General features: G+C 71.6%; 19 protein-coding genes and 1 pseudogene. 19 read left to right on the top strand and 1 reads right to left on the bottom strand.

Annotated elements, in window-relative coordinates:
- Positions 1 to 2: 2 nt before the first annotated feature.
- The 13 genes and pseudogenes from IF20_RS27940 to IF20_RS27880 all read left to right on the top strand — a co-directional run bounded on the left by IF20_RS27940 (position 3) and on the right by IF20_RS27880 (position 13,874).
- Positions 3 to 341, top strand: coding sequence for a DUF6167 family protein (locus IF20_RS27940; protein WP_052868127.1), 339 nt, complete (start codon positions 3 to 5; stop codon positions 339 to 341).
- On the top strand, positions 341 to 3,010 hold the full coding sequence (gene alaS, locus IF20_RS27935) for an alanine--tRNA ligase (protein ID WP_052868126.1): 2,670 nt from the start codon (positions 341 to 343) through the stop codon (positions 3,008 to 3,010). Before IF20_RS27940 ends, alaS begins: the two co-directional genes overlap by 1 nt.
- A gap of 14 nt (positions 3,011 to 3,024) precedes the next feature.
- Complete coding sequence (gene ruvX, locus IF20_RS27930) at positions 3,025 to 3,489, top strand: Holliday junction resolvase RuvX (RefSeq protein ID WP_052868125.1); 465 nt, start codon at positions 3,025 to 3,027, stop codon at positions 3,487 to 3,489.
- 125 nt (positions 3,490 to 3,614) lie between these two features.
- A complete protein-coding gene (gene mltG / locus IF20_RS27925; RefSeq protein WP_052868124.1) occupies positions 3,615 to 5,318 on the top strand; it encodes an endolytic transglycosylase MltG in 1,704 nt (567 codons plus the stop codon).
- 53 nt (positions 5,319 to 5,371) lie between these two features.
- Positions 5,372 to 6,178: pseudogene (locus IF20_RS27920) on the top strand (shikimate dehydrogenase); the annotation flags it as partial.
- Positions 6,117 to 7,301: a chorismate synthase gene (aroC, locus tag IF20_RS27915; RefSeq protein WP_052868123.1), complete on the top strand. Its 1,185-nt coding sequence runs from the start codon at positions 6,117 to 6,119 to the stop codon at positions 7,299 to 7,301. The pseudogene IF20_RS27920 and the gene aroC, both read left to right, overlap by 62 nt.
- 8 nt (positions 7,302 to 7,309) lie before the next feature.
- Positions 7,310 to 7,825: a shikimate kinase gene (locus IF20_RS27910; RefSeq protein WP_052868236.1), complete on the top strand. Its 516-nt coding sequence runs from the start codon at positions 7,310 to 7,312 to the stop codon at positions 7,823 to 7,825.
- Entirely contained in the window at positions 7,822 to 8,913 is a 1,092-nt protein-coding gene (gene aroB / locus IF20_RS27905; protein ID WP_052868122.1) for a 3-dehydroquinate synthase, read from the top strand. Before IF20_RS27910 ends, aroB begins: the two co-directional genes overlap by 4 nt.
- 125 nt (positions 8,914 to 9,038) lie before the next feature.
- The gene (locus IF20_RS27900; RefSeq protein ID WP_052868121.1) at positions 9,039 to 9,932 is read left to right on the top strand and encodes an AAA family ATPase; all 894 of its coding nucleotides are present in this window, start codon (positions 9,039 to 9,041) and stop codon (positions 9,930 to 9,932) included.
- 177 nt (positions 9,933 to 10,109) lie between these two features.
- Complete coding sequence (locus tag IF20_RS27895) at positions 10,110 to 11,228, top strand: aminopeptidase P family protein (protein ID WP_407702564.1); 1,119 nt, start codon at positions 10,110 to 10,112, stop codon at positions 11,226 to 11,228.
- A 68-nt stretch (positions 11,229 to 11,296) separates the two neighbouring features.
- Positions 11,297 to 11,863, top strand: a complete 567-nt coding sequence (gene efp / locus IF20_RS27890) for an elongation factor P (RefSeq protein WP_052868119.1) — start codon at positions 11,297 to 11,299, stop codon at positions 11,861 to 11,863.
- Positions 11,864 to 11,865: 2 nt separating this feature from the next.
- A complete protein-coding gene (nusB, locus tag IF20_RS27885; protein ID WP_052868118.1) occupies positions 11,866 to 12,294 on the top strand; it encodes a transcription antitermination factor NusB in 429 nt (142 codons plus the stop codon).
- A gap of 104 nt (positions 12,295 to 12,398) precedes the next feature.
- Positions 12,399 to 13,874 carry a pyridoxal phosphate-dependent decarboxylase family protein gene (locus IF20_RS27880; protein WP_052868117.1) on the top strand — a complete coding sequence of 492 codons (1,476 nt, stop codon included), beginning with the start codon at positions 12,399 to 12,401 and terminating at the stop codon, positions 13,872 to 13,874.
- An 85-nt stretch (positions 13,875 to 13,959) separates the two neighbouring features.
- Here the strand turns inward: IF20_RS27880 and bldD are convergent, their stop codons facing one another.
- A complete protein-coding gene (gene bldD, locus IF20_RS27875) occupies positions 13,960 to 14,460 on the bottom strand; it encodes a transcriptional regulator BldD (RefSeq protein WP_030610427.1) in 501 nt (166 codons plus the stop codon).
- Between the two features lie 222 nt (positions 14,461 to 14,682).
- Between bldD and pyrR the strand changes: the two genes are divergently transcribed.
- The 6 genes from pyrR to carB all read left to right on the top strand — a co-directional run bounded on the left by pyrR (position 14,683) and on the right by carB (position 22,677).
- Positions 14,683 to 15,273 carry a bifunctional pyr operon transcriptional regulator/uracil phosphoribosyltransferase PyrR gene (gene pyrR / locus IF20_RS27870; RefSeq protein WP_052868116.1) on the top strand — a complete coding sequence of 197 codons (591 nt, stop codon included), beginning with the start codon at positions 14,683 to 14,685 and terminating at the stop codon, positions 15,271 to 15,273.
- 92 nt (positions 15,274 to 15,365) lie between these two features.
- Positions 15,366 to 16,352: an aspartate carbamoyltransferase catalytic subunit gene (locus IF20_RS27865; RefSeq protein ID WP_052868115.1), complete on the top strand. Its 987-nt coding sequence runs from the start codon at positions 15,366 to 15,368 to the stop codon at positions 16,350 to 16,352.
- Between the two features lie 2 nt (positions 16,353 to 16,354).
- The gene (locus IF20_RS27860; protein WP_052868114.1) at positions 16,355 to 17,641 is read left to right on the top strand and encodes a dihydroorotase; all 1,287 of its coding nucleotides are present in this window, start codon (positions 16,355 to 16,357) and stop codon (positions 17,639 to 17,641) included.
- Positions 17,638 to 18,237: a PH-like domain-containing protein gene (locus tag IF20_RS27855; RefSeq protein WP_052868113.1), complete on the top strand. Its 600-nt coding sequence runs from the start codon at positions 17,638 to 17,640 to the stop codon at positions 18,235 to 18,237. The genes IF20_RS27860 and IF20_RS27855 overlap by 4 nt, the downstream gene beginning before the upstream one ends.
- Positions 18,234 to 19,376, top strand: a complete 1,143-nt coding sequence (gene carA, locus IF20_RS27850) for a glutamine-hydrolyzing carbamoyl-phosphate synthase small subunit (RefSeq protein WP_052868112.1) — start codon at positions 18,234 to 18,236, stop codon at positions 19,374 to 19,376. Before IF20_RS27855 ends, carA begins: the two co-directional genes overlap by 4 nt.
- The gene (carB, locus tag IF20_RS27845; RefSeq protein ID WP_052868111.1) at positions 19,369 to 22,677 is read left to right on the top strand and encodes a carbamoyl-phosphate synthase large subunit; all 3,309 of its coding nucleotides are present in this window, start codon (positions 19,369 to 19,371) and stop codon (positions 22,675 to 22,677) included. Before carA ends, carB begins: the two co-directional genes overlap by 8 nt.
- Positions 22,678 to 22,707: the final 30 nt, after the last annotated feature.

The following is a 22,707-nucleotide window of genomic DNA, read 5'->3' as shown; positions in this document are numbered from 1 at the left end:
CGATGTTCCGCCGCGCATTCTGGTTCACCACCGGCGCCGCCGCCGGGGTGTGGGCCACCAACAAGGTCCACAGCAAGCTGCGCAAGCTCCAGCCCGACAGCCTCGCGGCCCAGGCAGCGGACAAGGCGGTGGAGACCGGCCACCGGCTGCGCCGATTTGCATTGGACGTACGCGACGGAATGGCGGACCGTGAAGAGCAGTTGCACGAAGCGCTCGGTCTGACGGAGACCGGGGCGGCGCGCGAACTGCCGCCTGCCCGCCGGACCGAAGCGCTCGCGCCACACCACCCCACGACACGTATCACCCGGACAACCGGACCGAACCGAAACGAGGACCACTGATGGAGTCGGCTGAAATCCGCCGCCGCTGGCTGAGCTTCTTCGAGGAGCGCGGGCACACCGTCGTGCCCTCGGCGTCGCTCATCGCGGACGACCCGACGCTGCTGCTGGTCCCCGCGGGCATGGTGCCCTTCAAGCCGTACTTCCTCGGCGAGGTCAAGCCGCCGGCCCCGCGCGCCACCAGCGTCCAGAAGTGCGTGCGCACGCCCGACATCGAAGAGGTCGGCAAGACCACCCGGCACGGCACGTTCTTCCAGATGTGCGGCAACTTCTCCTTCGGCGACTACTTCAAGGAAGGCGCCATCACGTACGCCTGGGAGCTGCTGACCAGCTCGCAGGCGGACGGCGGCTACGGCCTGGACCCGGAGAAGCTCTGGATCACCGTCTACCTGGACGACGACGAGGCCGAGCGCATCTGGCACGAGGTCGTCGGCGTGCCCAAGGAGCGCATCCAGCGCCTGGGCAAGAAGGAGAACTACTGGTCCATGGGCGTGCCCGGCCCGTGCGGCCCGTGCTCCGAGATCAACTACGACCGCGGCCCGGAGTTCGGCATCGAGGGCGGCCCGGCCGTCAACGACGAGCGCTACGTGGAGATCTGGAACCTGGTCTTCATGCAGTACGAGCGCGGCGAGGGCACCGGCAAGGAGGACTTCGAGATCCTCGGCGAGCTGCCCAGCAAGAACATCGACACCGGCCTCGGTCTCGAACGCCTCGCCATGATCCTGCAGGGCGTACAGAACATGTACGAGACCGACACCCTGCGCGTCGTCATCGACAAGGCCACCGACCTCACCGGCGTCGCCTACGGTGCCGGCAAGGACACGGACGTCTCGCTCCGCGTCGTCGCCGACCACATGCGCACCTCCGTCATGCTCATCGGTGACGGCGTCACGCCCGGCAACGAGGGCCGCGGCTACGTGCTGCGCCGCATCATGCGCCGCGCCATCCGTAACATGCGCATCCTCGGCGCCACCGACCCGGTCGTCGCCGACCTGGTCGACGTGGTCATCAAGACGATGGGCCAGCAGTACCCGGAGCTCATCCAGGACCGCAAGCGCATCGAGACCGTCGCCCTCGCCGAGGAGGCCGCCTTCCTCAAGACGCTGAAGGCCGGCACCAACATCCTCGACACCGCCGTCAGCGAGACCAAGGCCGCCGGCGGCACGGTCCTCGCCGGCGACAAGGCGTTCCTGCTCCACGACACCTGGGGCTTCCCGATCGACCTCACCCTCGAAATGGCCGCCGAGCAGGGCCTTTCGGTGGACGAGAACGGCTTCCGCCGCCTGATGAAGGAGCAGCGGGAGCGCGCCAAGGCCGACGCCCAGGCCAAGAAGCACGGCCACGCCGACATGTCGGCCTACCGCGAGGTCGCCGACAAGTCCGGCTCCACCGTCTTCACCGGCTACACCGACACCGATGGCGAGTCCACGGTCGTCGGCCTGGTCGTCAACGGCGCCTCCGCCCCGGCCGCCCACGAGGGCGACGAGGTCGAGGTCGTCCTGGACCGCACCCCGTTCTACGCCGAGGGCGGCGGCCAGCTCGCCGACACCGGCCGCATCAAGACCGACACCGGCGCCGTGATCGAGGTCCGCGACGTCCAGCAGCCGGTCCCGGGCGTCACCGTCCACAAGGGCTCGGTCCAGGTCGGCGAGATCACCGTGGGCTCGCCCGCGTTCGCCACCATCGACGTCAAGCGCCGCCGGGCCATCGCCCGCGCCCACAGCGCCACCCACCTCACCCACCAGGCGCTGCGCGACGCCCTCGGCCCCACGGCCGCGCAGGCCGGTTCGGAGAACTCCCCGGGCCGCTTCCGGTTCGACTTCGGCTCGCCGACCGCCGTGCCCGGCACGGTCCTCACGGACGTCGAGCAGAAGATCAACGAGGTGCTCTCGCGCGAACTGGACGTCACCGCCGAGGTGATGAGCATGGACGACGCCAAGAAGCAGGGCGCCATCGCCGAGTTCGGCGAGAAGTACGGCGACCGCGTGCGCGTGGTCACCATCGGCGACTTCTCCAAGGAGCTGTGCGGCGGTACGCACGTCCACAACACCGCCCAGCTGGGCCTGGTGAAGCTGCTCGGCGAGTCCTCCATCGGCTCCGGCGTGCGCCGCGTGGAGGCCCTCGTGGGCGTCGACGCGTACAACTTCCTCGCCCGTGAGCACACGGTCGTCTCGCAGCTGACCGAGCTGGTCAAGGGCCGGCCCGAGGAGCTGCCGGAGAAGATCTCCGGCGTGCTGGCCAAGCTCAAGGACGCCGAGAAGCAGATCGAGCAGTTCCGCGCGGAGAAGGTCCTGCAGGCCGCGGCCGGGCTCGCCGAGGGCGCCAAGAACGTCGGTGGCATCGCGCTGGCCTCCGGTCAGGTGCCCGACGGCACCTCCGCCGACGACCTGCGCAAGCTCGTCCTGGACGTGCGCGGCCGGATCCCGTCCGACCGCCCGGCGGTCGTCGCCCTGTTCTCGGTGGCCAACGGCCGCCCGCTGACCGTGATCGCCACCAACGAGGCGGCCCGCGAGCGCGGCATCAAGGCCGGCGACCTGGTCCGTACGGCCGCCAAGACGCTCGGCGGCGGTGGCGGCGGCAAGCCGGACGTCGCCCAGGGTGGCGGCCAGAACGCCGCGGCCGTGCCCGAGGCCCTGGAGGCCGTCGAGCGCCTCGTCGCGCAGGCCGGCTGAGGCACGTGAGCGGTATGCGACGCGGCAGGCGGATCGCCGTCGACGTCGGGGACGCCCGGATCGGGGTCGCCTCGTGCGACCCCGACGGGGTCCTCGCGACCCCGGTGGAGACCGTGCCGGGACGTGACGTCCCGGCCGCCCACCGGCGCCTGAAGGCGATCATCGAGGAGTACGAACCGCTGGAGGTCGTCGTCGGCCTGCCCCGCTCCCTGAACGGGGGAGAGGGGCCGGCCGCGGCCAAGGTGCGGGCCTTCGCCAAGGAGATGGCGAAGAACATCGCGCCGGTGCCGGTGCGGCTGGTCGACGAGCGGATGTCGACGGTCACCGCGGCCCAGGGGATGCGCGCCTCCGGCGTGAAGGCCAAAAAGGGCCGTTCCGCCATCGATCAGGCGGCGGCCGTGGTCATCCTTCAGAGTGCACTGGAAACCGAACGCACGTCCGGACAGGTCCCTGGTGAGAGCGTCGAGGCGGGCGGCTGATCGCGGTACGGTAACGTTCCGCGCGACCGGCCGCGTTCGAACAGTGGCGCGCGCAAGAAGAGGCGGTCAGAAAATAAGCCGCGCTGCGACCACGGAGCGCACCGCCTCGCGGCTCTAGGGGATCGATGACTGAGTACGGCCGGGGCTACGGCTCCGAACCCTGGCATCCGGAGGACCCTCTCTACGGAGAGTCCTACGGTGACCAGGGCGCCTACGGCGGCCAGGCTTCCTACGGGAACCAGGACCCCTACGCGGGGCAGGGTCAGCAGCAGGGCTGGGGCGGCGCCCCCGACCCGCAGCAGCACCAGTACGGCCACCAGCAGCAGTACGACCCGTACAGTCAGGCCGGACAGAACGGCGGCGTGCCGTACGACCCGTACGGCCACCAGTCCGACCCGTACGGTCAGGCCGACCCCTACGGTCAGCAGCCCGACCCCTACTACGGCCAGGCCGACCCGTACGGCCGGCAGCCCGACCCCTACGGCGGCGCCGGACCGGACCACTACGGCACGCCCGACGGCTACCCGGCGCCGCACCAGGCCCAGCCGGTGCGGCACGACCAGACGGCGCCCATGCCCGCCGTCCCCGGCGGCGCGCAGGGCGACGACTGGCAGGAGGCCGGGCACGACGCGCCCTGGCAGGACGAGCCGGCCCGGCCCGAACCCGAGCCGGACCATGCCTTCTTCTCCGGCGGGGACGCGGACGGCGATCCCGACGAGGAGCCCGCGCCGCGCGAGAAGCGCCGGTCGGTGGGTGACCGCCGCGGCCGGGAGCAGCGCCCGAAGCGGCGCGGCCGGGCGGTCGCCGCGATCGTCGCCCTCGCGGTGATCGGCGGCGGTGGCTACCTCGCCTACGACCGCTTCGCCCCGCCGCCGGACTTCGAGGGCGAGGGTTCCGGCAGCGTCCAGGTGGAGATCCCGGACGGCTCGCCCGTGCTCCAGATGGGGCTGCTCCTCAAGAAGGAAGGCGTGGTCAAGAGCGCCGATGCGTTCACCGCCGCGGTCACCGAGAACCCCAAGGCGAAGGCGGGGCTCCAGCCCGGCGCCTACACGCTGCGCAAGGGGATGTCGGCCGCGTCGGCGGTGGAGCTGATGCTCAGCCCGGCGAGCCGCAACGGCCTGACGATCCCGGAGGGCATGCGGGCGGTCTCGGTCTACGAGCGCATCGACAAGAAGCTCGACGTGAAGGCCGGTACGACCAAGAGCGTCGCCGCGAGCGAGGCGAAAAACCTCGGCCTGCCGTCCTGGGCGGACGACGACCCCGACATAAAGGACCCGCTGGAGGGCTTCCTCTATCCCTCGACCTACGCGGTGAGTCCGAAGGCGAAACCGGCGGACGTCCTCAAGCAGATGGTCGCGCGGGCCAAACAGAATTACGCCCGCTACGACCTGGCGGCGAACGCGAAGAAATTCGGGCTGAAATCCCCGATGCAGCTCGTCACGGTGGCCAGCCTCACCCAGGCCGAGGGCACCAGCCACGACGACTTCCGGAAGATGGCCGAGGTGGTCTACAACCGCCTGGACCCGGCCAATCCCGAGACCTACGGCAAGCTCGAATTCGACTCGACGTACAACTACATCAAGAACCAGAGCGAACTCGACATTCCGATCAGCGCCATCAAGAACTACAACAACCCCTACAACACGTATTACTACAAGGGGCTGCCGCCGGGCCCGATCGGCAACCCCGGTGACGATGCGCTGAAGGCCGCGGTCAACCCGACCGACGACGGCTGGTACTACTTCGTCGCCATCGACGGAAAGACGAAGTTCGCCAAGACCTACGCCGAGCACGAAAGGCTCGTCGCGGAATTCAACAAGACCCGTTAGCCCTGGCGACCGCCAGGACAGGACCCGTGAGAGAACGGCTGAGGGCAGTACCCGTGTCAGGAACCCACCACAAGGCGGCGGTCCTCGGATCGCCCATCGCCCATTCGCTCTCCCCGGTGCTGCACCGCGCCGCGTACGACGAACTGGGGCTGGCCGGCCGCGAGTACGGCCGCTTCGAGGTCGACGAGGCGGCGCTGCCCGGCTTCCTGGCGGGACTGGACGACGCCGAGTGGGCGGGCCTCTCGCTGACCATGCCGCTCAAGCGCGCGGTCATCCCGCTGCTGGACGCCATCAGCGACACCGCCGCCTCCGTCGAGGCGGTCAACACCGTCGTCTTCACCGAGGACGGCCGCCGCCTCGGCGACAACACCGACATCCCCGGCATCCAGGAGGCGCTGCGCGAGCGCGGCGTGACGAGCGTCGAAAGCGCCGCCATCCTCGGCGCCGGCGCCACCGCCTCCTCGGCGCTGGCCGCGCTCGCCCGGATCTGCACCGGCGAGGTGACCGTCTACGTGCGCAGCCAGGCGCGCGCCGATGAGATGCGCGGCTGGGGCGAGCGGCTGGGCGTCGCCGTCCGCACCGCCCCCTGGGACGAGGCGGCGGGCGCCTTCGACGCGCCGCTGGTGATCGCCACGACCCCGGCCGGGACCACCGACGCGCTGGCCGCGGCCGTGCCCGCCCGGCCCGGCACCCTCTTCGACGTGCTGTACGAGCCGTGGCCCACCGCGCTGGCCGCGGCCTGGTCCGAGCGCGGCGGCGCGGTCGTCGGCGGCCTGGACCTCCTGGTCCACCAGGCAGTTGAGCAGGTTGCGCTGGCTGACGGCGGGGGAGTCGCACGGCCCCGCACTGGTGGCGACGCTGGAGGGCCTTCCGGCCGGCGTCCCCGTGACCACGGACATGGTGGCGGACGCCCTGGCCCGTCGCCGGCTCGGCTATGGCCGCGGTGCCCGGATGAAGTTCGAGCGCGACGAGGTGACCTTCCTCGGCGGCGTCCGGCACGGTCTGTCGCTGGGCTCGCCCATCGCGATCATGGTGGGCAACACCGAGTGGCCCAAGTGGGAGAAGGTCATGGCGGCCGACCCGGTCGACGAGGCGGAGCTGGCCGAGCTGGCCCGTAACGCGCCGCTGACCCGCCCGCGCCCCGGCCACGCGGACCTGGCGGGCATGCAGAAGTACGGCTTCGACGAGGCCCGCCCGGTGCTGGAGCGCGCCTCGGCGCGCGAGACCGCGGCCCGTGTCGCGCTGGGCGCCGTGGCCCGCTCCTTCCTCAAGGAGACGGCCGGCATCGAGATCGTCAGCCACGTCGTCGAGCTGGCCGCCGCCAAGGCCCCGTACGGCGTGTACCCCAAGCCCTCCGACGTCGAGAAGCTGGACGCCGACCCGGTGCGCTGCCTCGACGAGGAAGCCTCGAAGGCGATGGTCGAGGAGATCGACCAGGCCCACAAGGACGGCGACACCCTCGGCGGTGTCGTCGAGGTGCTGGCGTACGGCGTACCGGTCGGCCTCGGCTCCCACGTCCACTGGGACCGCCGGCTGGACGCCCGGCTGGCCGGTGCCCTCATGGGCATCCAGGCGATCAAGGGCGTCGAGGTCGGCGACGGCTTCGACCTGGCCCGGGTGCCCGGCTCGAAGGCGCACGACGAGATCCTGGCGACGGACGACGGGATCAAGCGCGCGTCGGGCCGCTCCGGCGGTACCGAGGGCGGCCTGACGACCGGCGAGCTGCTGCGCGTCCGCGCCGCGATGAAGCCGATCGCCACCGTGCCGCGCGCCCTGGCCACCATCGACGTGACGACCGGCGAGGCCGCCGCGGCCCACCACCAGCGCTCCGACGTGTGCGCCGTGCCGGCGGCCGGCATCGTCGCCGAGGCCATGGTGGCCCTGGTCCTCGCGGACGCCGTCGCGGAGAAGTTCGGTGGCGACAGCGTGCCGGAGACCCGCCGCAACGTGCAGTCCTTCCTCGACAACCTGGCGATCCGGTGAGCGAGCCGGTGACCGGGCCGGCCGTCGTGCTGGTCGGCCCCATGGGCGTGGGCAAGACCACGACCGGCATGGCGCTGGCCGAGCGGCTGGGCACCACCTTCCGGGACACCGACGCGGACATCGTCGCGGGCGCCGGCAAGCCGATCTCCGAGATCTTCATCGACGAGGGCGAGCCGCACTTCCGGGAGCTGGAGCGGCAGGCCGTGGCCGCCGCGGTGCGCGACCACGCCGGGGTCCTGGCGCTCGGCGGCGGCGCGATCCTGGACGCGTCCACCCGCGAGCTGCTGTCCGGACTGCCCGTCGTCTTCCTGGAGATGGGCGTCGCCGAGGCCGTGAAGCGGGTGGGCCTGGACGCGCCGCGCCCGCTGCTGGCCGTCAACCCCCGGCAGCGCTGGCGCGAGCTGATGGCCGAGCGCCGGCCGCTGTACATGGAGGTGTCCCGCGCGGTGGTGTCCACGGAGGGGCGCACCCCCGAGGACGTCGCCGAGGCCGTCCTTGACGCATTGGAGCTGAGGAAAGCATGACCGACGCACCCACTCGCATCCACGTCGGCGGCTCCGCCGGTGCGGACCCGTACGACGTGCTGGTCGGCCGGCAGCTGCTGGGCGAGCTGCCCGAGCTGATCGGCCACCAGGCCAAGCGCGTCGCGGTCCTGCACCCCGAGGCGCTGGCCACCACCGGTGAGGCGCTGCGCGAGGACCTCGCGGGCCAGGGCTACGAGGCCATCGCGATCCAGCTGCCGAACGCCGAGGAGGCCAAGACCGCCGAGGTCGCGGCGTACTGCTGGAAGGCGCTGGGCCAGACCGGCTTCACCCGTACCGACGTCGTGATCGGCGTCGGCGGCGGCGCCACCACCGACGTCGCGGGCTTCGTCGCGGCCACCTGGCTGCGCGGGGTGCGCTGGATCGCCGTGCCGACCACCGTGCTGGGCATGGTGGACGCGGCCGTGGGCGGCAAGACGGGCATCAACACCGCCGAGGGCAAGAACCTCGTCGGCGCCTTCCACCCGCCGGCCGGCGTGCTGTGCGACCTGGCGGCGCTGGACTCGCTGCCGGTGCACGACTACGTCTCGGGGCTGGCCGAGGTCATCAAGGCGGGCTTCATCGCCGACCCGGCCATCCTGGACCTGATCGAGGGCGACCCGGAGGGCGCGAAGCGGCCCGACGGGCCGCACACCGCCGAGCTGATCGAGCGCGCCATCCGCGTCAAGGCCGAGGTGGTCTCCTCCGACCTCAAGGAGTCGGGCCTGCGGGAGATCCTCAACTACGGCCACACGCTCGCGCACGCCATCGAGAAGAACGAGCGGTACAACTGGCGGCACGGCGCCGCCGTTTCGGTGGGCATGGTCTTCGCCGCCGAACTGGGCCGGATCGCCGGGCGGCTGGACGACGCGACCGCCGACCGGCACCGTGCCGTCCTCGGCTCCGTCGGCCTGCCGCTGACCTACCGCGGTGACCAGTGGCCCAAGCTGCTGGAGACCATGAAGGTCGACAAGAAGTCCCGGGGCGACCTGCTGCGCTTCATCGTGCTGGACGGGCTGGCCAAGCCGACCGTGCTGGAGGGCCCGGACCCGGCGATGCTCCTCGCGGCGCACGCCGAGATCGCCGCCTGACGCCCGCCGGGCACTTCCCGCCGCCCCCGGCCGTTCCCACAACTACGGCCGGGGGTTGTACCGTTCGGGAGAATCCCGGGCCTGACGACCCCACCACCTCACCCCACGAGACGGAGAGCCACCGGATGCAGCACCCAGGGGGGGCTCCGCTGCCATCGCCTCACCAGCCGGGCGGTGCCGGCGCCTGGGCCGAGCCCCAGGCCCGTTCCATACCCTCCGGGCCGCAGCGGCCCCCGGCGCCCGTCGCGCCGCCGCCTCCGCCGCAGGGTGCACCGACGGGCCCGCCGCCCCCGCAAGGGGCGCCCACGGGCCCGCCGCCCCCGCCGCAGGGCGCGCCCGCGGGCTGGACCGGTAACCACCAGGCGCCGCGGCCGGAAACCACGGGCCACATCCAGCTGCCCACCGGCAACCCCGTCGCGCTGCCCACGCCGCCGCCCGGCACGGCCACGCCCGACGCCGCGCACGCCGCCGTCGCGGTGCTGCTCATCGGCCCGGCCGGCGCCGGCAAGACCAGCGTCGCCCGGCACTGGGCCGACATCCGCCGCGTCCCCACCGCGCACATCAGCCTGGACGACGTGCGCGAATGGGTCCGCTCGGGGTTCGCCGACCCGCAGCAGGGCTGGAACGACCACTCCGAGGCGCAGTACCGCCTCGCGCGCCGTACCTGCGGCTTCGCCGCGCGCAACTTCCTCGCCAACGGCATCTCCTGCATCCTCGACGACGCCGTCTTCCCCGACCGCCCGGTCGTCGGGCTCGGCGGCTGGAAGCGCCATGTGGGCCCGGGCCTGCTGCCCGTCGTCCTCCTGCCCGGCCTGGAGATCGTGCTGGAACGCAACGCCCAGCGCAGCGGAAACCGCCGGCTGACCGACGAAGAGGTGGCCCGTATCCACGGCCGGATGGCCGGCTGGTACAGCTCGGGGCTGCCGATCATCGACAACTCCCAGCACGACGTCGCGACCACCGCCCGGATGCTCGACGAGGTCGTGGCCCGCAGCCTGGCCAGCCCGCCGGCCTGGTGACCGGCTGACGGCCTGGTGACGGGCTGACGGCCCGGTGACGGGCTGCCGGCCCGGTGCCGTCGCGGGCGGCCGCACCGTACGGCCGCGACCGCCCGCACCCACCGGGCCGGGAACCCCCTCAGACGCGCTCAAAGCGCGCGAGGCCCGACGTACTCGTACGCTCGGTACATGCCAGACATGTACGCAACCCGACGCGCCCGGTTGCGTGACCGCTATGCCGCGGCCGGCACCGGCGCGGGCGCGCCCGACACCGCGGCGGCGCTCGTTTCGAGCCCCGCCAACATCCGCTACCTCGCCGGCTGCGCGCCGCGCGGGGCCGCTCTGCTGCTGCACGGTGGCGGCGACACCCTGCTCTGTCCCAGCGCCCCCACCGGCGAGCCCTCGGAGGGGCGGCCGGCGGAGGACCTGCGGATCAGCCTGCTGCCCGCGCACACCGGCGACCCGGTCGTCGCCGCCGCCGACCTCGCCGTGAAGGCCGGGGCCGAGGCGCTCGCCGTGGAGGAGCACCACCTCACCGTGGCCCGCCACCGCGCGCTGCGCTCCGTGGCGCCCGACCTGCGCCTGGCGGATCTGGGCTGCGCGGTGGAGGCGCAGCGGCTGGTGAAGGACCAGGACGAGATCGCGTGCCTGCGCATCGCGGCGGAGATCACCGACCAGGCCCTGGGCGAACTGCTGGAGTCGATCCTCGTGGGCCGCACCGAGCGCCATCTCGCGTTGGAGCTGGAGCGCCGGCTCGTCGACCACGGCGCGGACGGCCCGGCCTTCGCCACCTCCGTGGCCACCGGCCCGAACTCCGGCCGCCCGGGCCATCTGCCCACCGATCGACGGGTCGAGGAAGGCGACTTTCTCACCGTGAGCCTGGGCGCCGACTACCGCGGTTACCGTTGCGAGATCGGCCGCACGTTCGTCATCGGCACCACGCCGGCGGACTGGCAGATCGAGCTCTACGACCTCGTCTTCGCAGCCCAGAGGGCCGGGAGGGAGGCTCTCGCGCCGGGGGTCGAGTGTCGCGAAGTGGACCGCGCGGCGCGTCAGGTGCTGGCTTCAGGGGGGCACGAAGAGGGCCTCGGACCGTGGACCGGACACGGTGTCGGGCTCGAAATCGCCGAGGACCCTCAGCTGTCACCTGCGGCCATGGGTAAACTGGACGCTTGCGTGCCGGTCACCGTCGATCCGGGGGTCCACCTCCCGGGCCGCGGCGGTGTCCGGATCGACGACACACTCGTCGTCCGCCCCGAGGCGGACGGCGGGCCAGAGCTACTCACGATCACGACCAAGGAGCTGCTCGCCCTCTGAGCCTTGACGGGCTCGGAGCGTGCGTCTTCCGGGTCCCCACCACCTGCAGTCCAGGAGATACCGCAACCGTGGCATCCACGAACGACCTCAAGAACGGCATGGTGCTCAAGCTCGAAGGGGGCCAGCTGTGGTCCGTTGTCGAGTTCCAGCACGTCAAGCCCGGCAAGGGCCCGGCCTTCGTCCGTACCAAGCTGAAGAACGTGCTCTCCGGCAAGGTGGTGGACAAGACCTTCAACGCCGGCGTGAAGGTCGAGACGGCCAACGTCGACAAGCGCGGGATGCAGTTCTCGTACATGGACGGCGAGTACTTCGTCTTCATGGACATGGACACCTACGACCAGCTGCACGTCGACCGCAAGACCGTCGGTGACGCCGCGAACTACCTCATCGAGGGCTTCGAGGCCGTCGTGGCGCAGCACGACGGCGAGGTGCTCTACGTCGAGCTGCCCGCCGCGGTCGAGCTGACCATCAAGGAGACCGAGCCGGGCGTCCAGGGCGACCGCTCCACCGGCGGCACCAAGCCCGCCACGCTGGAGACCGACCACGTCATCCAGGTTCCGCTCTTCATCACCACGGGTGAGAAGATCAAGGTCGACACCCGCTCCGGCGAGTACCTCGGTCGGGTGAACAGCTAACCGTGGCTGCCCGTAACAAGGCCCGCAAGCGCGCCTTCCAGATCCTCTTCGAGGCCGACCAGCGCGGCGCCGACGTGCAGACCGTGCTCGCGGACTGGATGCGGCACGCCCGGACCGACCCCCGGCAGCCCCCGGTCAACGAGTACACCCTGGAGCTCGTCGAGGGGTACGCGGACCACGTCGAGCGCATCGACGAGCTGATCGCGCAGTACGCGGTCGGCTGGACGCTCGACCGGATGCCGGTCGTCGACCGCAACATCCTGCGGCTCGGCGCCTATGAGCTGATCTGGGTGGACGCGACTCCCGACGCGGTCGTGATAGACGAGGCCGTGCAGCTGGCCAAGGAGTTCTCCACCGACGATTCGCCGTCCTTCGTGAACGGCATGCTCGGCCGCCTGAAGGACCTCAAGCCGAGCCTGCGCCGGGGCTGACGCCGGCGCCCAGGCTCCGCACGCATCCACCGGGCCCGGAGACGGAAGGGGTTTCTTCCGCCCGGGCCTGGTGCCGTTGCGGCGCCTGCCCTACGTTCGGCCGGATGTCCGCATCTGCCGCACCTCGCGCCGCCGGGGACGACCCCGGCACCCTCCTCGCCCGCCTGGACGCGCTGCGCGCCGCCGACCTGCCCGTGCGCGGCGGCCGGACCATGGCGTACGTCTACGACTCCGGGCTGCCCGGCACCGAGGAGCTGGCGACCGCCGCGTACGCCCGCTTCGCCGGGGTCCACGGCCTGGACATGACGGCCTTCCCGAGCGTCGTGGCGCTGGAGAACGACCTCGTACGCGCCGCCGCCCGGCTGCTGGGCGGGACGGGGGCCACCGCCGGCACCTTCACGAGCGGTGGCACGGAGAGCTGCCTCCTGGCCGTGCTCACGGCGCGTGAGCACGCGCGGCGTACGCGCGGGGTCGACGCGCCCGAAGTGCTCCTCCCCGAGACGGCGCACGCCGCCTTCCACAAGGCAGCGGCCCTCTTCGGACTGCGCGCAGTAACCGTCCCCGTCGACCCGGCCACGTTCCGGGTGCGCGCCGCGGACGTCGCCGCGGCGCTCACCGACCGCACCGCGCTCGTGGTGGCCTCCGCGCCCTCGTACGCGCACGGGGTGATCGACCCGGTCGCCGAGGTCGCGGCGGTCGCCGCGGCGCGCGGCGTGCTCTGCCACGTGGACGCCTGCATCGGCGGCTGGTACCTGGGCCATCTGCGGCGGGCCCCCGACGCGCCGGAGCTGCCGCCCTTCGACCTGTCCGTCCCCGGCGTCAGCTCGCTCTCGGTGGACCTGCACAAGTACGGCTACACGCCCAAGGGCGCCTCGATCCTGCTGCTGCGGAACGCGGAGCTGCGCCGGTACGGCTGGTTCGCGCACGCCGCCTGGCCCGGCTGTCCGGTCGTCAACGCCACCCTGCAGGGCACCAAGTCCGCGGGGCTGCCGGCCGCGGCCTGGGCAGTCGTGGAACACATCGGTACCGAGGGCTACACGGAGCTGGCGCGGCGGGTGCACCGGGCGACCGGCGAACTGGTGCGCGGCATCGGCGCCATCGACGGCCTACGGGTGCTCGGGTCGCCGGACGCCTCGCTCGTCGCGGTGGCGGCGGACGAGCCGGGCCTCGACCCGTTCGTGGTCGCCGACGAGATCCGGCAGGCCGGCTGGTACCTGCAGCCGCAGCCGGCGTACGGGAGCTCGCCCGCGACCCTGCATCTGACGGTCACGGCGGCGGTGGCGGGGGAGGAGAGCGTCGCCGCGCTGCTGGAGGCGCTGACGGCGGCGGTGGCGCGGGCCCGCGAGCGCGGCCCGGCGGTGGTGGACCCCGCGCTGCGGGCCGCCGCGGCTGCGTCGGACCCGGACGCGCTGACGCCCGAGGAGATCGACGTGGCGCTCGGTTCGGCCGGAATCGGCACGTCAGGGGCGCTGCCCGACCGTATGGCGCCGGTGCTCGCGGTCCTGCAGGCGATGCCGCCCCGGCTCACCGAACGGCTGCTGCCCGAGGTCATCGGGCGGCTGTACCGGGCGGCGGAGTGAGCGGTGGCCGCCCATGGAGACGCCTCGGGGCGGGAGCAAGCGGCTCCCGCCCCGAGGCGTGTCGTTTCTGCTGCGGTGCCGAGGCTCAGATGTCCTCGTGCTGTACCGCGCGGCGCGCGTCGGCGTCCAGGACGCCCCAGCTGATCAGCTGCTCGGTGAGGACCGAGGGGGACTGGTCGTAGATGACCGCGAGCGTGCGCAGGTCGTCCTGGCGGATCGACAGCACCTTGCCGTTGTAGTCGCCGCGCTGGCTCTGGATCGTCGCGGCGTAGCGCTGCAGCGGGCCGGCCTTCTCCTGCGGGACGTGGGCGAGCCGCTCCAGGTCCAGCACCAGCTTCGGCGGGGGCTCGGCGGCGCCGCCCGGGGTCGTGCCCGGAAGCAGCTCCTGGACCGGCACGCCGTAGAAGTCCGCCAGCTCGGCCAGGCGCTGCACGGTCACGGCACGGTCGCCGCGCTCGTACGAGCCGACCACCACGGCCTTCCAGCGACCCTGGGACTTCTCCTCGACACCGTGGAGGGAGAGGCCCTGCTGGGTGCGGATGGCGCGGAGCTTGGCCCCGAGCTGTTTAGCGTATTCGCTGGACATAAAGCTCCCCAGACAGCTGTCTCGATATGCGGCTCGGCCGCGCGGCTGGTAACTCACTGTGAGGTTACGCAGCGTAATTTGGCTTCGTCAAGCCGAATGAGGCATACCGTGTAACGGCAGGGGTGCTTACGGCCGATGTTCGGGCCCCTGGTACCGTGAATGCGGTAAATCCGACGTCCTTTAAGGTCCGTCCCGTGAGGCGGAGAAGGAGGTCCGTTTCGTATGGACGCAACACCTGCGACTCCGGCGCGCCCCGTTCTGGAAGGCCCGGACATCGCGCGGATGCTGACCCGCATCGCCCACGAGATCGTGGAGCGCGCCAAGGGCGCCGAGGATGTGGTCCTGCTCGGCATTCCCACCCGCGGGGTCTTCCTCGCCCGCCGGCTCGCCGCCAAGCTCGAAGAGATCACCGGCCGCGCGGTCCCCGTCGGCTCGCTCGACATCACCATGTACCGCGACGACCTGCGCCTGGGCCCCGCCCGTACGCTCGCGCGCACCGACATCCCCGGTGACGGCATCGAGGGCCGCGTGGTCCTCCTCGTCGACGACGTGCTCTTCTCGGGCCGCACGATCCGCGCGGCCCTGGACGCCCTGAACGACATCGGCCGGCCGCGTGCCGTGCAGCTCGCCGTCCTGGTCGACCGCGGCCACCGCGAGCTGCCGATCCGCGCCGACTACGTCGGCAAGAACCTCCCCACGTCGCTGCGGGAGACGGTCAAGGTCCAGCTCGCCGAGGAGGACGGCCGGGACGCCGTGCTGCTCGGCGTCAAGCAGGACAAGCAGGCGCAGGCCGCTCAGGCCGCCGAGCGCTAGGCCCTCCCGTACGCCCCGGCCGTGCCCGGGTGCGTAGCCATGCCCGCTCGACGGACATTTCCGCATACCTGCCTCACTCACGGAGTAACCGGATGAAGCGTCATCTCATCTCGGCCGCCGATCTCTCGCGCGACGACGCCGTCCTGATCCTCGACACCGCCGAGGAGATGGCCCGGGTCGCCGACCGGCCGATCAAGAAGCTGCCCACCCTGCGCGGGCGCACCGTCGTCAACCTCTTCTTCGAGGACTCCACCCGTACCCGGATCTCCTTCGAGGCCGCCGCCAAGCGGCTCTCCGCGGACGTCATCAACTTCTCCGCCAAGGGCTCGTCCGTCTCCAAGGGCGAGTCGCTGAAGGACACCGCGCTGACCCTGGAGGCGATGGGCGCCGACGCCGTCGTCATAAGGCACCACGACTCCGGCGCGCCGCACCGCCTGGCCACCTCCGGCTGGATCGGCGGCTCGGTGATCAACGCCGGGGACGGCACCCACGAGCACCCCACCCAGGCCCTCCTGGACGCCTTCACCATGCGCCGCCGGCTGGCGGGCGGCGAGGGCGACCTGAACGGCCGCCGCATCACGATCGTCGGCGACATCCTGCACAGCCGCGTCGCGCGCTCCAACGTCCACCTGCTGACGACGCTGGGCGCCGAGGTCACGCTCGTCGCGCCGCCCACCCTCGTCCCGGTCGGCGTCGAGACCTGGCCCTGCGAGGTCTCCTATGACCTGGACGCCGTGCTCGCCAAGTCCGACGCGGTGATGATGCTGCGCGTCCAGCGCGAGCGGATGAACGCCGCGTTCTTCCCGACCGAGCGGGAGTACGCGCGCCGGTACGGCCTGGACGGCGAGCGGATGGCCCGGATGCCCGAGCACGCCGTCGTGATGCACCCCGGCCCGATGAACCGCGGCATGGAGATCACCGCCGAGGTCGCCGACTCGCCGCGCTGCACCGCCGTCGAGCAGGTCACCAACGGCGTCAGCATCCGTATGGCGGTCATGTACCTGCTTCTGGGCGGCAACGAGCCGGCCCTCTCGACCCCCAGCACGACCAGCACCACTCGCACCGAGGAGAGCAAGTAACCATGGGCAAGATCCTTATCCGCGGCGCGAAGGTCCTCGGCGGCGAGCCGCAGGACGTGCTGATCGACGGCGAGTCCATCGCCGAGGTGGGCACCGGCATCGAGGCGGGCGACGCCCAGGTGATCGAGGCCGACGGCAAGATCCTGCTGCCGGGCCTGGTCGACCTCCACACCCACCTGCGCGAGCCCGGCCGCGAGGACTCCGAGACGGTCCTGACCGGCACCAGGGCCGCCGCGGTCGGCGGATACACCTCCGTGCACGCGATGGCCAACACCTTCCCGGTCGCCGACACCGCCGGCGTCGTCGAGCAGGTCTGGCGGCTGGGCAAGGAGTCCGGCTACTGCGACGTGCAGCCGGTCGGCGCCGTCACGGTCGGCCTGGAGGGCAAGAAGCTCGCCGAGCTGGGCGCCATGCACGACTCCGCCGCGAACGTCCGGGTCTTCTCCGACGACGGCAAGTGCGTCGACGACGCGGTGATCATGCGCCGCGCCCTGGAGTACGTGAAGGCCTTCGACGGCGTCGTCGCACAGCACGCCCAGGAGCCCCGCCTCACCGAGGGCGCCCAGATGAACGAGGGTGTCGTCTCCGCCGAGCTGGGCCTGGGCGGCTGGCCGGCCGTCGCCGAGGAGTCGATCATCGCCCGCGACGTGCTGCTCGCCGAGCACGTCGGCTCCCGCGTGCACATCTGCCACCTCTCCACCGCCGGCTCCGTCGAGATCATCCGCTGGGCCAAGTCCCGCGGCATCGACGTGACCGCCGAGGTCACCCCGCACCACCTCCTCCTCACCGACGAGCTGGTGCGCACGTACAACCCGGTCTACAAGGTCAACCCGCCGCTGCGCACCGAGCGCGACGTTATGGCGCTGCGCGAGGCCCTCGCCGACGGCACGATCGACATCGTCGCCACCGACCACGCCCCGCACCCGCACGAGGACAAGGACTGCGAGTGGGGCGCGGCGGCCATGGGCATGGTCGGCCTGGAGACCGCGCTGTCCGTGATCCAGCACACGATGGTCGACACCGGCCTGCTGACCTGGGCGCAGGTCGCCGACCGGATGTCCGTACGCCCCGCGGCCATCGGCCGCCTGGCGGGCCACGGCCGTCCCGTCTCGGCTGGCGAGCCCGCCAACCTCACCCTGGTCGATTCCGCTTACCGTGGACCTGTGGACCCCGCAGGGTTCGCCTCCCGCAGCCGCAACACCCCGTACGAGGGCCGCGAGCTGCCGGGCCGCGTCACCCACACGTTCCTGCGGGGCCGGGCAACGGTCGTGGACGGGAAGCTGGCGTGACACCTGATTTGACCTTGATCCCTCTGGCCGCCGCGCAGAAGTCGGCCGAGGTCACCAACTGGCCCGCGCGCATCGGCTGGGTCGTCGGCCTGCTGCTCTTCATCGCGCTGCTGTACTGGCTGATGCGCGAGGGCTGGAAGTGGCGCGGCACGCTCCAGGGCGACCTGCCCGAACTTCCGCAGACCCCCGAGGCCCTCGGTGAGCCGCGGCTCACGATGGCCGGCCGGTACCACGGCTCCACCACCGCGGGGCAGTGGCTCGACCGGATCGTGGCGCGCGGGCTCGGCACCCGCAGCCGGGTCGAGGTCACGCTCACGGACCAGGGCGTGGACGTCGTACGGCCCGGTGCCCAGGACTTCTTCATCCCGGCAGCCGACCTGAGCGGCGCCCGCCTGGACAAGGGCATCGCCGGCAAGGTCCTGCCCGAGGGCGGGCTGCTGGTGATCACCTGGCGGCTGGGTGACAAGGAGATCGACTCCGGTTTCCGCTCCGACCAGGCCGCCGAGCACCCCGCCTGGGTGACCGCACTCAACGAGACCATTCAGCGCAACGAGGCGCTGACCAGCACGACCACCGAAACGGAAGGCGCACGATGACGACCTCCACCCGGGGAACCGAGAAGGTTCCCGCCGTACTCGTCCTGGAGGACGGCCGCAGCTTCCGCGGCCGTGCTTACGGGGCCGTGGGGGAGACCTTCGGCGAGGCGGTGTTCTCCACCGGCATGACCGGCTACCAGGAGACCCTGACCGACCCCTCCTACCACCGCCAGGTGGTCGTCATGACCGCCCCGCACATCGGCAACACCGGCGTCAACGACGAGGACCCCGAGTCCAAGAAGATCTGGGTCTCCGGCTACGTCGTCCGCGACCCCGCCCGGGTGCCCTCCAACTGGCGCTCGGTCCGCACCCTGGACGACGAGCTGGCCGCCCAGGGCGTCGTCGGCATCAGCGGCGTCGACACCCGCGCGCTCACCCGCCACCTGCGCGAGCGCGGCGCCATGCGCGTCGGCATCTTCTCCGGCGAGGCGCTGCCCGACGAGGGCACGCTGCTGGAGAAGGTCCGCCAGGCCCCCGAGATGAAGGGCGCGAACCTCTCCGCCGAGGTCGCCACCCAGGAGACGTACGTCGTCCCGGCGATCGGTACGAAGAAGTTCACCGTCGCCGCGATCGACCTGGGCATCAAGGGCATGACCCCGCACCGCATGGCCGAGCGCGGCATCGAGGTGCACGTGCTGCCCGCCACCGCCACGATCGAGGACGTCTACGCGGTCGACCCGGACGGCGTGTTCTTCTCGAACGGCCCCGGCGACCCCGCCACCGCCGACCACCCGGTCGCCCTCATGCAGGGCGTCCTGGAGCGGAAGACCCCGCTGTTCGGCATCTGCTTCGGCAACCAGATCCTGGGCCGCGCGCTCGGCTTCGGCACCTTCAAGCTGAAGTACGGCCACCGCGGCATCAACCAGCCGGTGCAGGACCGCGTCACCGGCAAGGTCGAGGTCACCGCGCACAACCACGGCTTCGCCGTCGACGCGCCACTCGACAAGGTCTCCGACACCCCCTACGGCCGCGCCGAGGTCTCCCACGTCTGCCTGAACGACAACGTGGTGGAGGGGCTCCAGCTGCTCGACCAGCCGGCCTTCAGCGTCCAGTACCACCCCGAAGCGGCGGCCGGCCCGCACGACGCCGCCTACCTGTTCGACCGCTTCGTTAGCCTGATGGAGGGCCAGCGTGCCTAAGCGCACCGATATCCAGTCCGTCCTGGTCATCGGCTCCGGCCCGATCGTCATCGGCCAGGCCGCCGAGTTCGACTACTCCGGCACCCAGGCCTGCCGGGTCCTGAAGTCCGAGGGTCTCCGTGTGATCCTCGTGAACTCCAACCCGGCGACGATCATGACCGACCCGGAGATCGCCGACGCCACGTACGTCGAGCCGATCACCCCCGAGTTCGTCGAGAAGATCATCGCCAAGGAGCGCCCCGACGCGCTGCTGCCGACGCTGGGCGGCCAGACGGCCCTCAACACGGCGATCTCCATGCACGAGCAGGGCGTCCTCGACAAGTACGGCGTCGAGCTGATCGGCGCCAACGTCGAGGCGATCAACAAGGGCGAGGACCGCGACCTGTTCAAGGAGGTCGTCGAGGAGGTCCGCAAGAAGATCGGCCACGGCGAGTCCGCGCGCTCCTACATCTGCCACTCCATGGACGACGTCATGAAGGGCGTCGAGGAGCTGGGCGGCTACCCCGTCGTCGTCCGCCCCTCCTTCACCATGGGCGGCGCGGGCTCCGGCTTCGCGCACAACGAGGAGGAGCTGCGCCGCATCGCGGGCCAGGGCCTCACGCTCTCCCCGACCACCGAGGTGCTCCTGGAGGAGTCCATCCTCGGCTGGAAGGAGTACGAGCTGGAGCTGATGCGCGACAAGAACGACAACGTCGTGGTCGTCTGCTCCATCGAGAACTTCGACCCGATGGGCGTGCACACCGGTGACTCGATCACCGTCGCCCCGGCGATGACGCTGACCGACCGCGAGTACCAGATCCTGCGCGACGTCGGCATCGCGATCATCCGCGAGGTCGGCGTCGACACCGGCGGCTGCAACATCCAGTTCGCGGTCAACCCCGTGGACGGCCGGGTCATCGTCATCGAGATGAACCCGCGCGTCTCCCGGTCCTCCGCGCTCGCCTCGAAGGCCACCGGCTTCCCGATCGCCAAGATCGCCGCCCGGCTCGCCGTCGGCTACACGCTGGACGAGATCCCGAACGACATCACCGAGAAGACCCCGGCGTCCTTCGAGCCCACGCTCGACTACGTCGTGGTCAAGGTGCCGCGCTTCGCCTTCGAGAAGTTCCCGGCCGCCGACGCCACGCTGACCACGACCATGAAGTCGGTCGGCGAGGCCATGGCCATCGGCCGCAACTTCACCGAGGCCATGCAGAAGGCGCTCCGCTCGACCGAGAAGAAGGGCAGCTCCTTCACCTTCACCGGCGACCCCGGTGACAAGGCCGAGCTGCTGGCCAAGGCGCAGATCCCGACCGACGGCCGGATCAACACCGTCATGCAGGCCATCCGCGCCGGGGCCACCCCGCAGGAGGTCTTCGACGCCACGAAGATCGACCCGTGGTTCGTCGACCAGCTCTTCCTGATCAAGGAGATCGCCGACGAGATCGCGGCCGCCGACAAGCTCGGCCCCGAGATCCTCGCCGAGGCCAAGCGGCACGGCTTCTCCGACGCCCAGATCGCCGGCATCCGCGAGCTGCGCGAGGACGTCGTCCGCGAGGTCCGGCACGCGCTCGGCGTCCGCCCGGTCTACAAGACGGTCGACACCTGCGCCGCCGAGTTCGCCGCGAAGACGCCGTACTTCTACTCCTCCTACGACGAGGAGACCGAGGTCGCGCCGCGCGAGAAGCCCGCGGTGATCATCCTGGGCTCCGGCCCGAACCGCATCGGCCAGGGCATCGAGTTCGACTACTCCTGCGTCCACGCCTCCTTCGCGCTCAGCGACGCGGGCTACGAGACCGTGATGGTCAACTGCAACCCGGAGACCGTCTCGACGGACTACGACACCTCCGACCGCCTGTACTTCGAGCCGCTGACGCTGGAAGACGTGCTGGAGATCGTGCACGCCGAGCAGGCCGCGGGCCCGGTCGCGGGCGTCGTCGTGCAGCTCGGCGGCCAGACCCCGCTGGGCCTCGCGCAGGCCCTGAAGGACAACGGCGTGCCGATCGTCGGCACCTCGCCCGAGGCCATCGACCTCGCCGAGGAGCGCGGCGCCTTCGGCCGCGTGCTCACCGAGGCCGGCCTGCCCGCCCCGAAGTACGGCACCGCTTTCTCGTACGACGACGCCAAGAAGATCGCCGCCGAGATCGGCTACCCGGTCATGGTGCGTCCGTCCTACGTGCTCGGCGGCCGCGGCATGGAGATCGTCTACGACGAGCCGTCGCTCGGCGAGTACCTGGAGCGGCACGCCGGCCTCATCGACCAGCACCCGGTGCTGATCGACCGCTTCCTCGACGACGCGATCGAGATCGACGTCGACGCGCTCTACGACGGCCAGGAGCTCTACCTCGGCGGCGTCATGGAGCACATCGAGGAGGCCGGCATCCACTCCGGCGACTCCGCCTGCGCGCTGCCCCCGATCACCCTCGGCGGCTTCGACATCAAGCGGCTGCGCGCCTCCACCGAGGCCATCGCCAAGGGCGTCGGCGTCCGCGGCCTGATCAACATCCAGTTCGCCATGGCCGGCGACATCCTGTACGTCTTGGAGGCCAACCCGCGCGCCTCCCGTACGGTGCCCTTCACCTCGAAGGCCACCGCGGTACCGCTGGCCAAGGCCGCCGCCCGGATCTCGCTGGGCGCGACCATCGCCGAGCTGCGCGCGGAGGGCATGCTCCCGAAGACCGGCGACGGCGGCACGCTCCCCATGGATGCGCCGATCTCCGTCAAGGAGGCCGTGATGCCCTGGTCGCGCTTCCGCGACATGCAGGGCCGCGGCGTGGACACCGTCCTCGGCCCGGAGATGCGCTCCACCGGCGAGGTCATGGGCATCGACTCGGTCTTCGGCACGGCGTACGCCAAGTCCCAGGCCGGCGCGTACGGCGCGCTGCCCACGAAGGGTCGCGCGTTCGTCTCCGTCGCCAACCGCGACAAGCGCGCGATGATCTTCCCGGCCCGCGAGCTGGTCCAGCACGGCTTCGAGCTGCTCGCCACCTCCGGTACGGCCGAGGTCCTCAAGCGCAACGGCATCAACGCCACCGTCGTGCGCAAGCAGTCCGAGGGCGAGGGCCCGAACGGCGAGAAGACCATCGTCCAGCTGATCCACGACGGCGAGGTCGATCTGATCGTCAACACGCCGTACGGCACCGGCGGCCGCCTGGACGGCTACGACATCCGTACGGCGGCGGTGGCCCGCTCCGTGCCCTGCCTGACCACGGTCCAGGCCCTCGCGGCCGCCGTACAGGGCATCGAGGCGATGTCCCGCGGCGAGGTGGGCGTGCGCTCCCTCCAGGAGCACGCGGAGCACCTGACCGCGGCCCGCGACTAAGCAGCCCGTCGATCGAGGGGGACACCGGCC

Origin of the sequence: Streptomyces niger, assembly GCF_000718305.1 — a bacterium.
GTDB classification, from domain to species: Bacteria; Actinomycetota; Actinomycetes; order Streptomycetales; family Streptomycetaceae; genus Streptomyces; species Streptomyces niger.
The sequence above is the reverse complement of the archived record's forward strand: the minus strand, read 5'-3'. Positions and strand labels throughout refer to the sequence as shown.

What these genes read in the sequence shown, in the direction of transcription:
- IF20_RS27880 (WP_052868117.1), top strand. Translation starts at nt 12,399, where the DNA reads ATGTCCGCATCTGCCGCACCTCGCGCCGCCGGGGACGACCCCGGCACC.
- mltG (WP_052868124.1), top strand. Translation starts at nt 3,615, where the DNA reads ATGACTGAGTACGGCCGGGGCTACGGCTCCGAACCCTGGCATCCGGAG.
- alaS (WP_052868126.1), top strand. Translation starts at nt 341, where the DNA reads ATGGAGTCGGCTGAAATCCGCCGCCGCTGGCTGAGCTTCTTCGAGGAG.
- IF20_RS27895 (WP_407702564.1), top strand. Translation starts at nt 10,110, where the DNA reads ATGTACGCAACCCGACGCGCCCGGTTGCGTGACCGCTATGCCGCGGCC.
- IF20_RS27940 (WP_052868127.1), top strand. Translation starts at nt 3, where the DNA reads ATGTTCCGCCGCGCATTCTGGTTCACCACCGGCGCCGCCGCCGGGGTG.
- aroB (WP_052868122.1), top strand. Translation starts at nt 7,822, where the DNA reads ATGACCGACGCACCCACTCGCATCCACGTCGGCGGCTCCGCCGGTGCG.
- IF20_RS27865 (WP_052868115.1), top strand. Translation starts at nt 15,366, where the DNA reads ATGAAGCGTCATCTCATCTCGGCCGCCGATCTCTCGCGCGACGACGCC.
- bldD (WP_030610427.1), bottom strand. Translation starts at nt 14,460, where the DNA reads ATGTCCAGCGAATACGCTAAACAGCTCGGGGCCAAGCTCCGCGCCATC.
- IF20_RS27900 (WP_052868121.1), top strand. Translation starts at nt 9,039, where the DNA reads ATGCAGCACCCAGGGGGGGCTCCGCTGCCATCGCCTCACCAGCCGGGC.
- carA (WP_052868112.1), top strand. Translation starts at nt 18,234, where the DNA reads ATGACGACCTCCACCCGGGGAACCGAGAAGGTTCCCGCCGTACTCGTC.
- IF20_RS27860 (WP_052868114.1), top strand. Translation starts at nt 16,355, where the DNA reads ATGGGCAAGATCCTTATCCGCGGCGCGAAGGTCCTCGGCGGCGAGCCG.
- pyrR (WP_052868116.1), top strand. Translation starts at nt 14,683, where the DNA reads ATGGACGCAACACCTGCGACTCCGGCGCGCCCCGTTCTGGAAGGCCCG.
- ruvX (WP_052868125.1), top strand. Translation starts at nt 3,025, where the DNA reads ATGCGACGCGGCAGGCGGATCGCCGTCGACGTCGGGGACGCCCGGATC.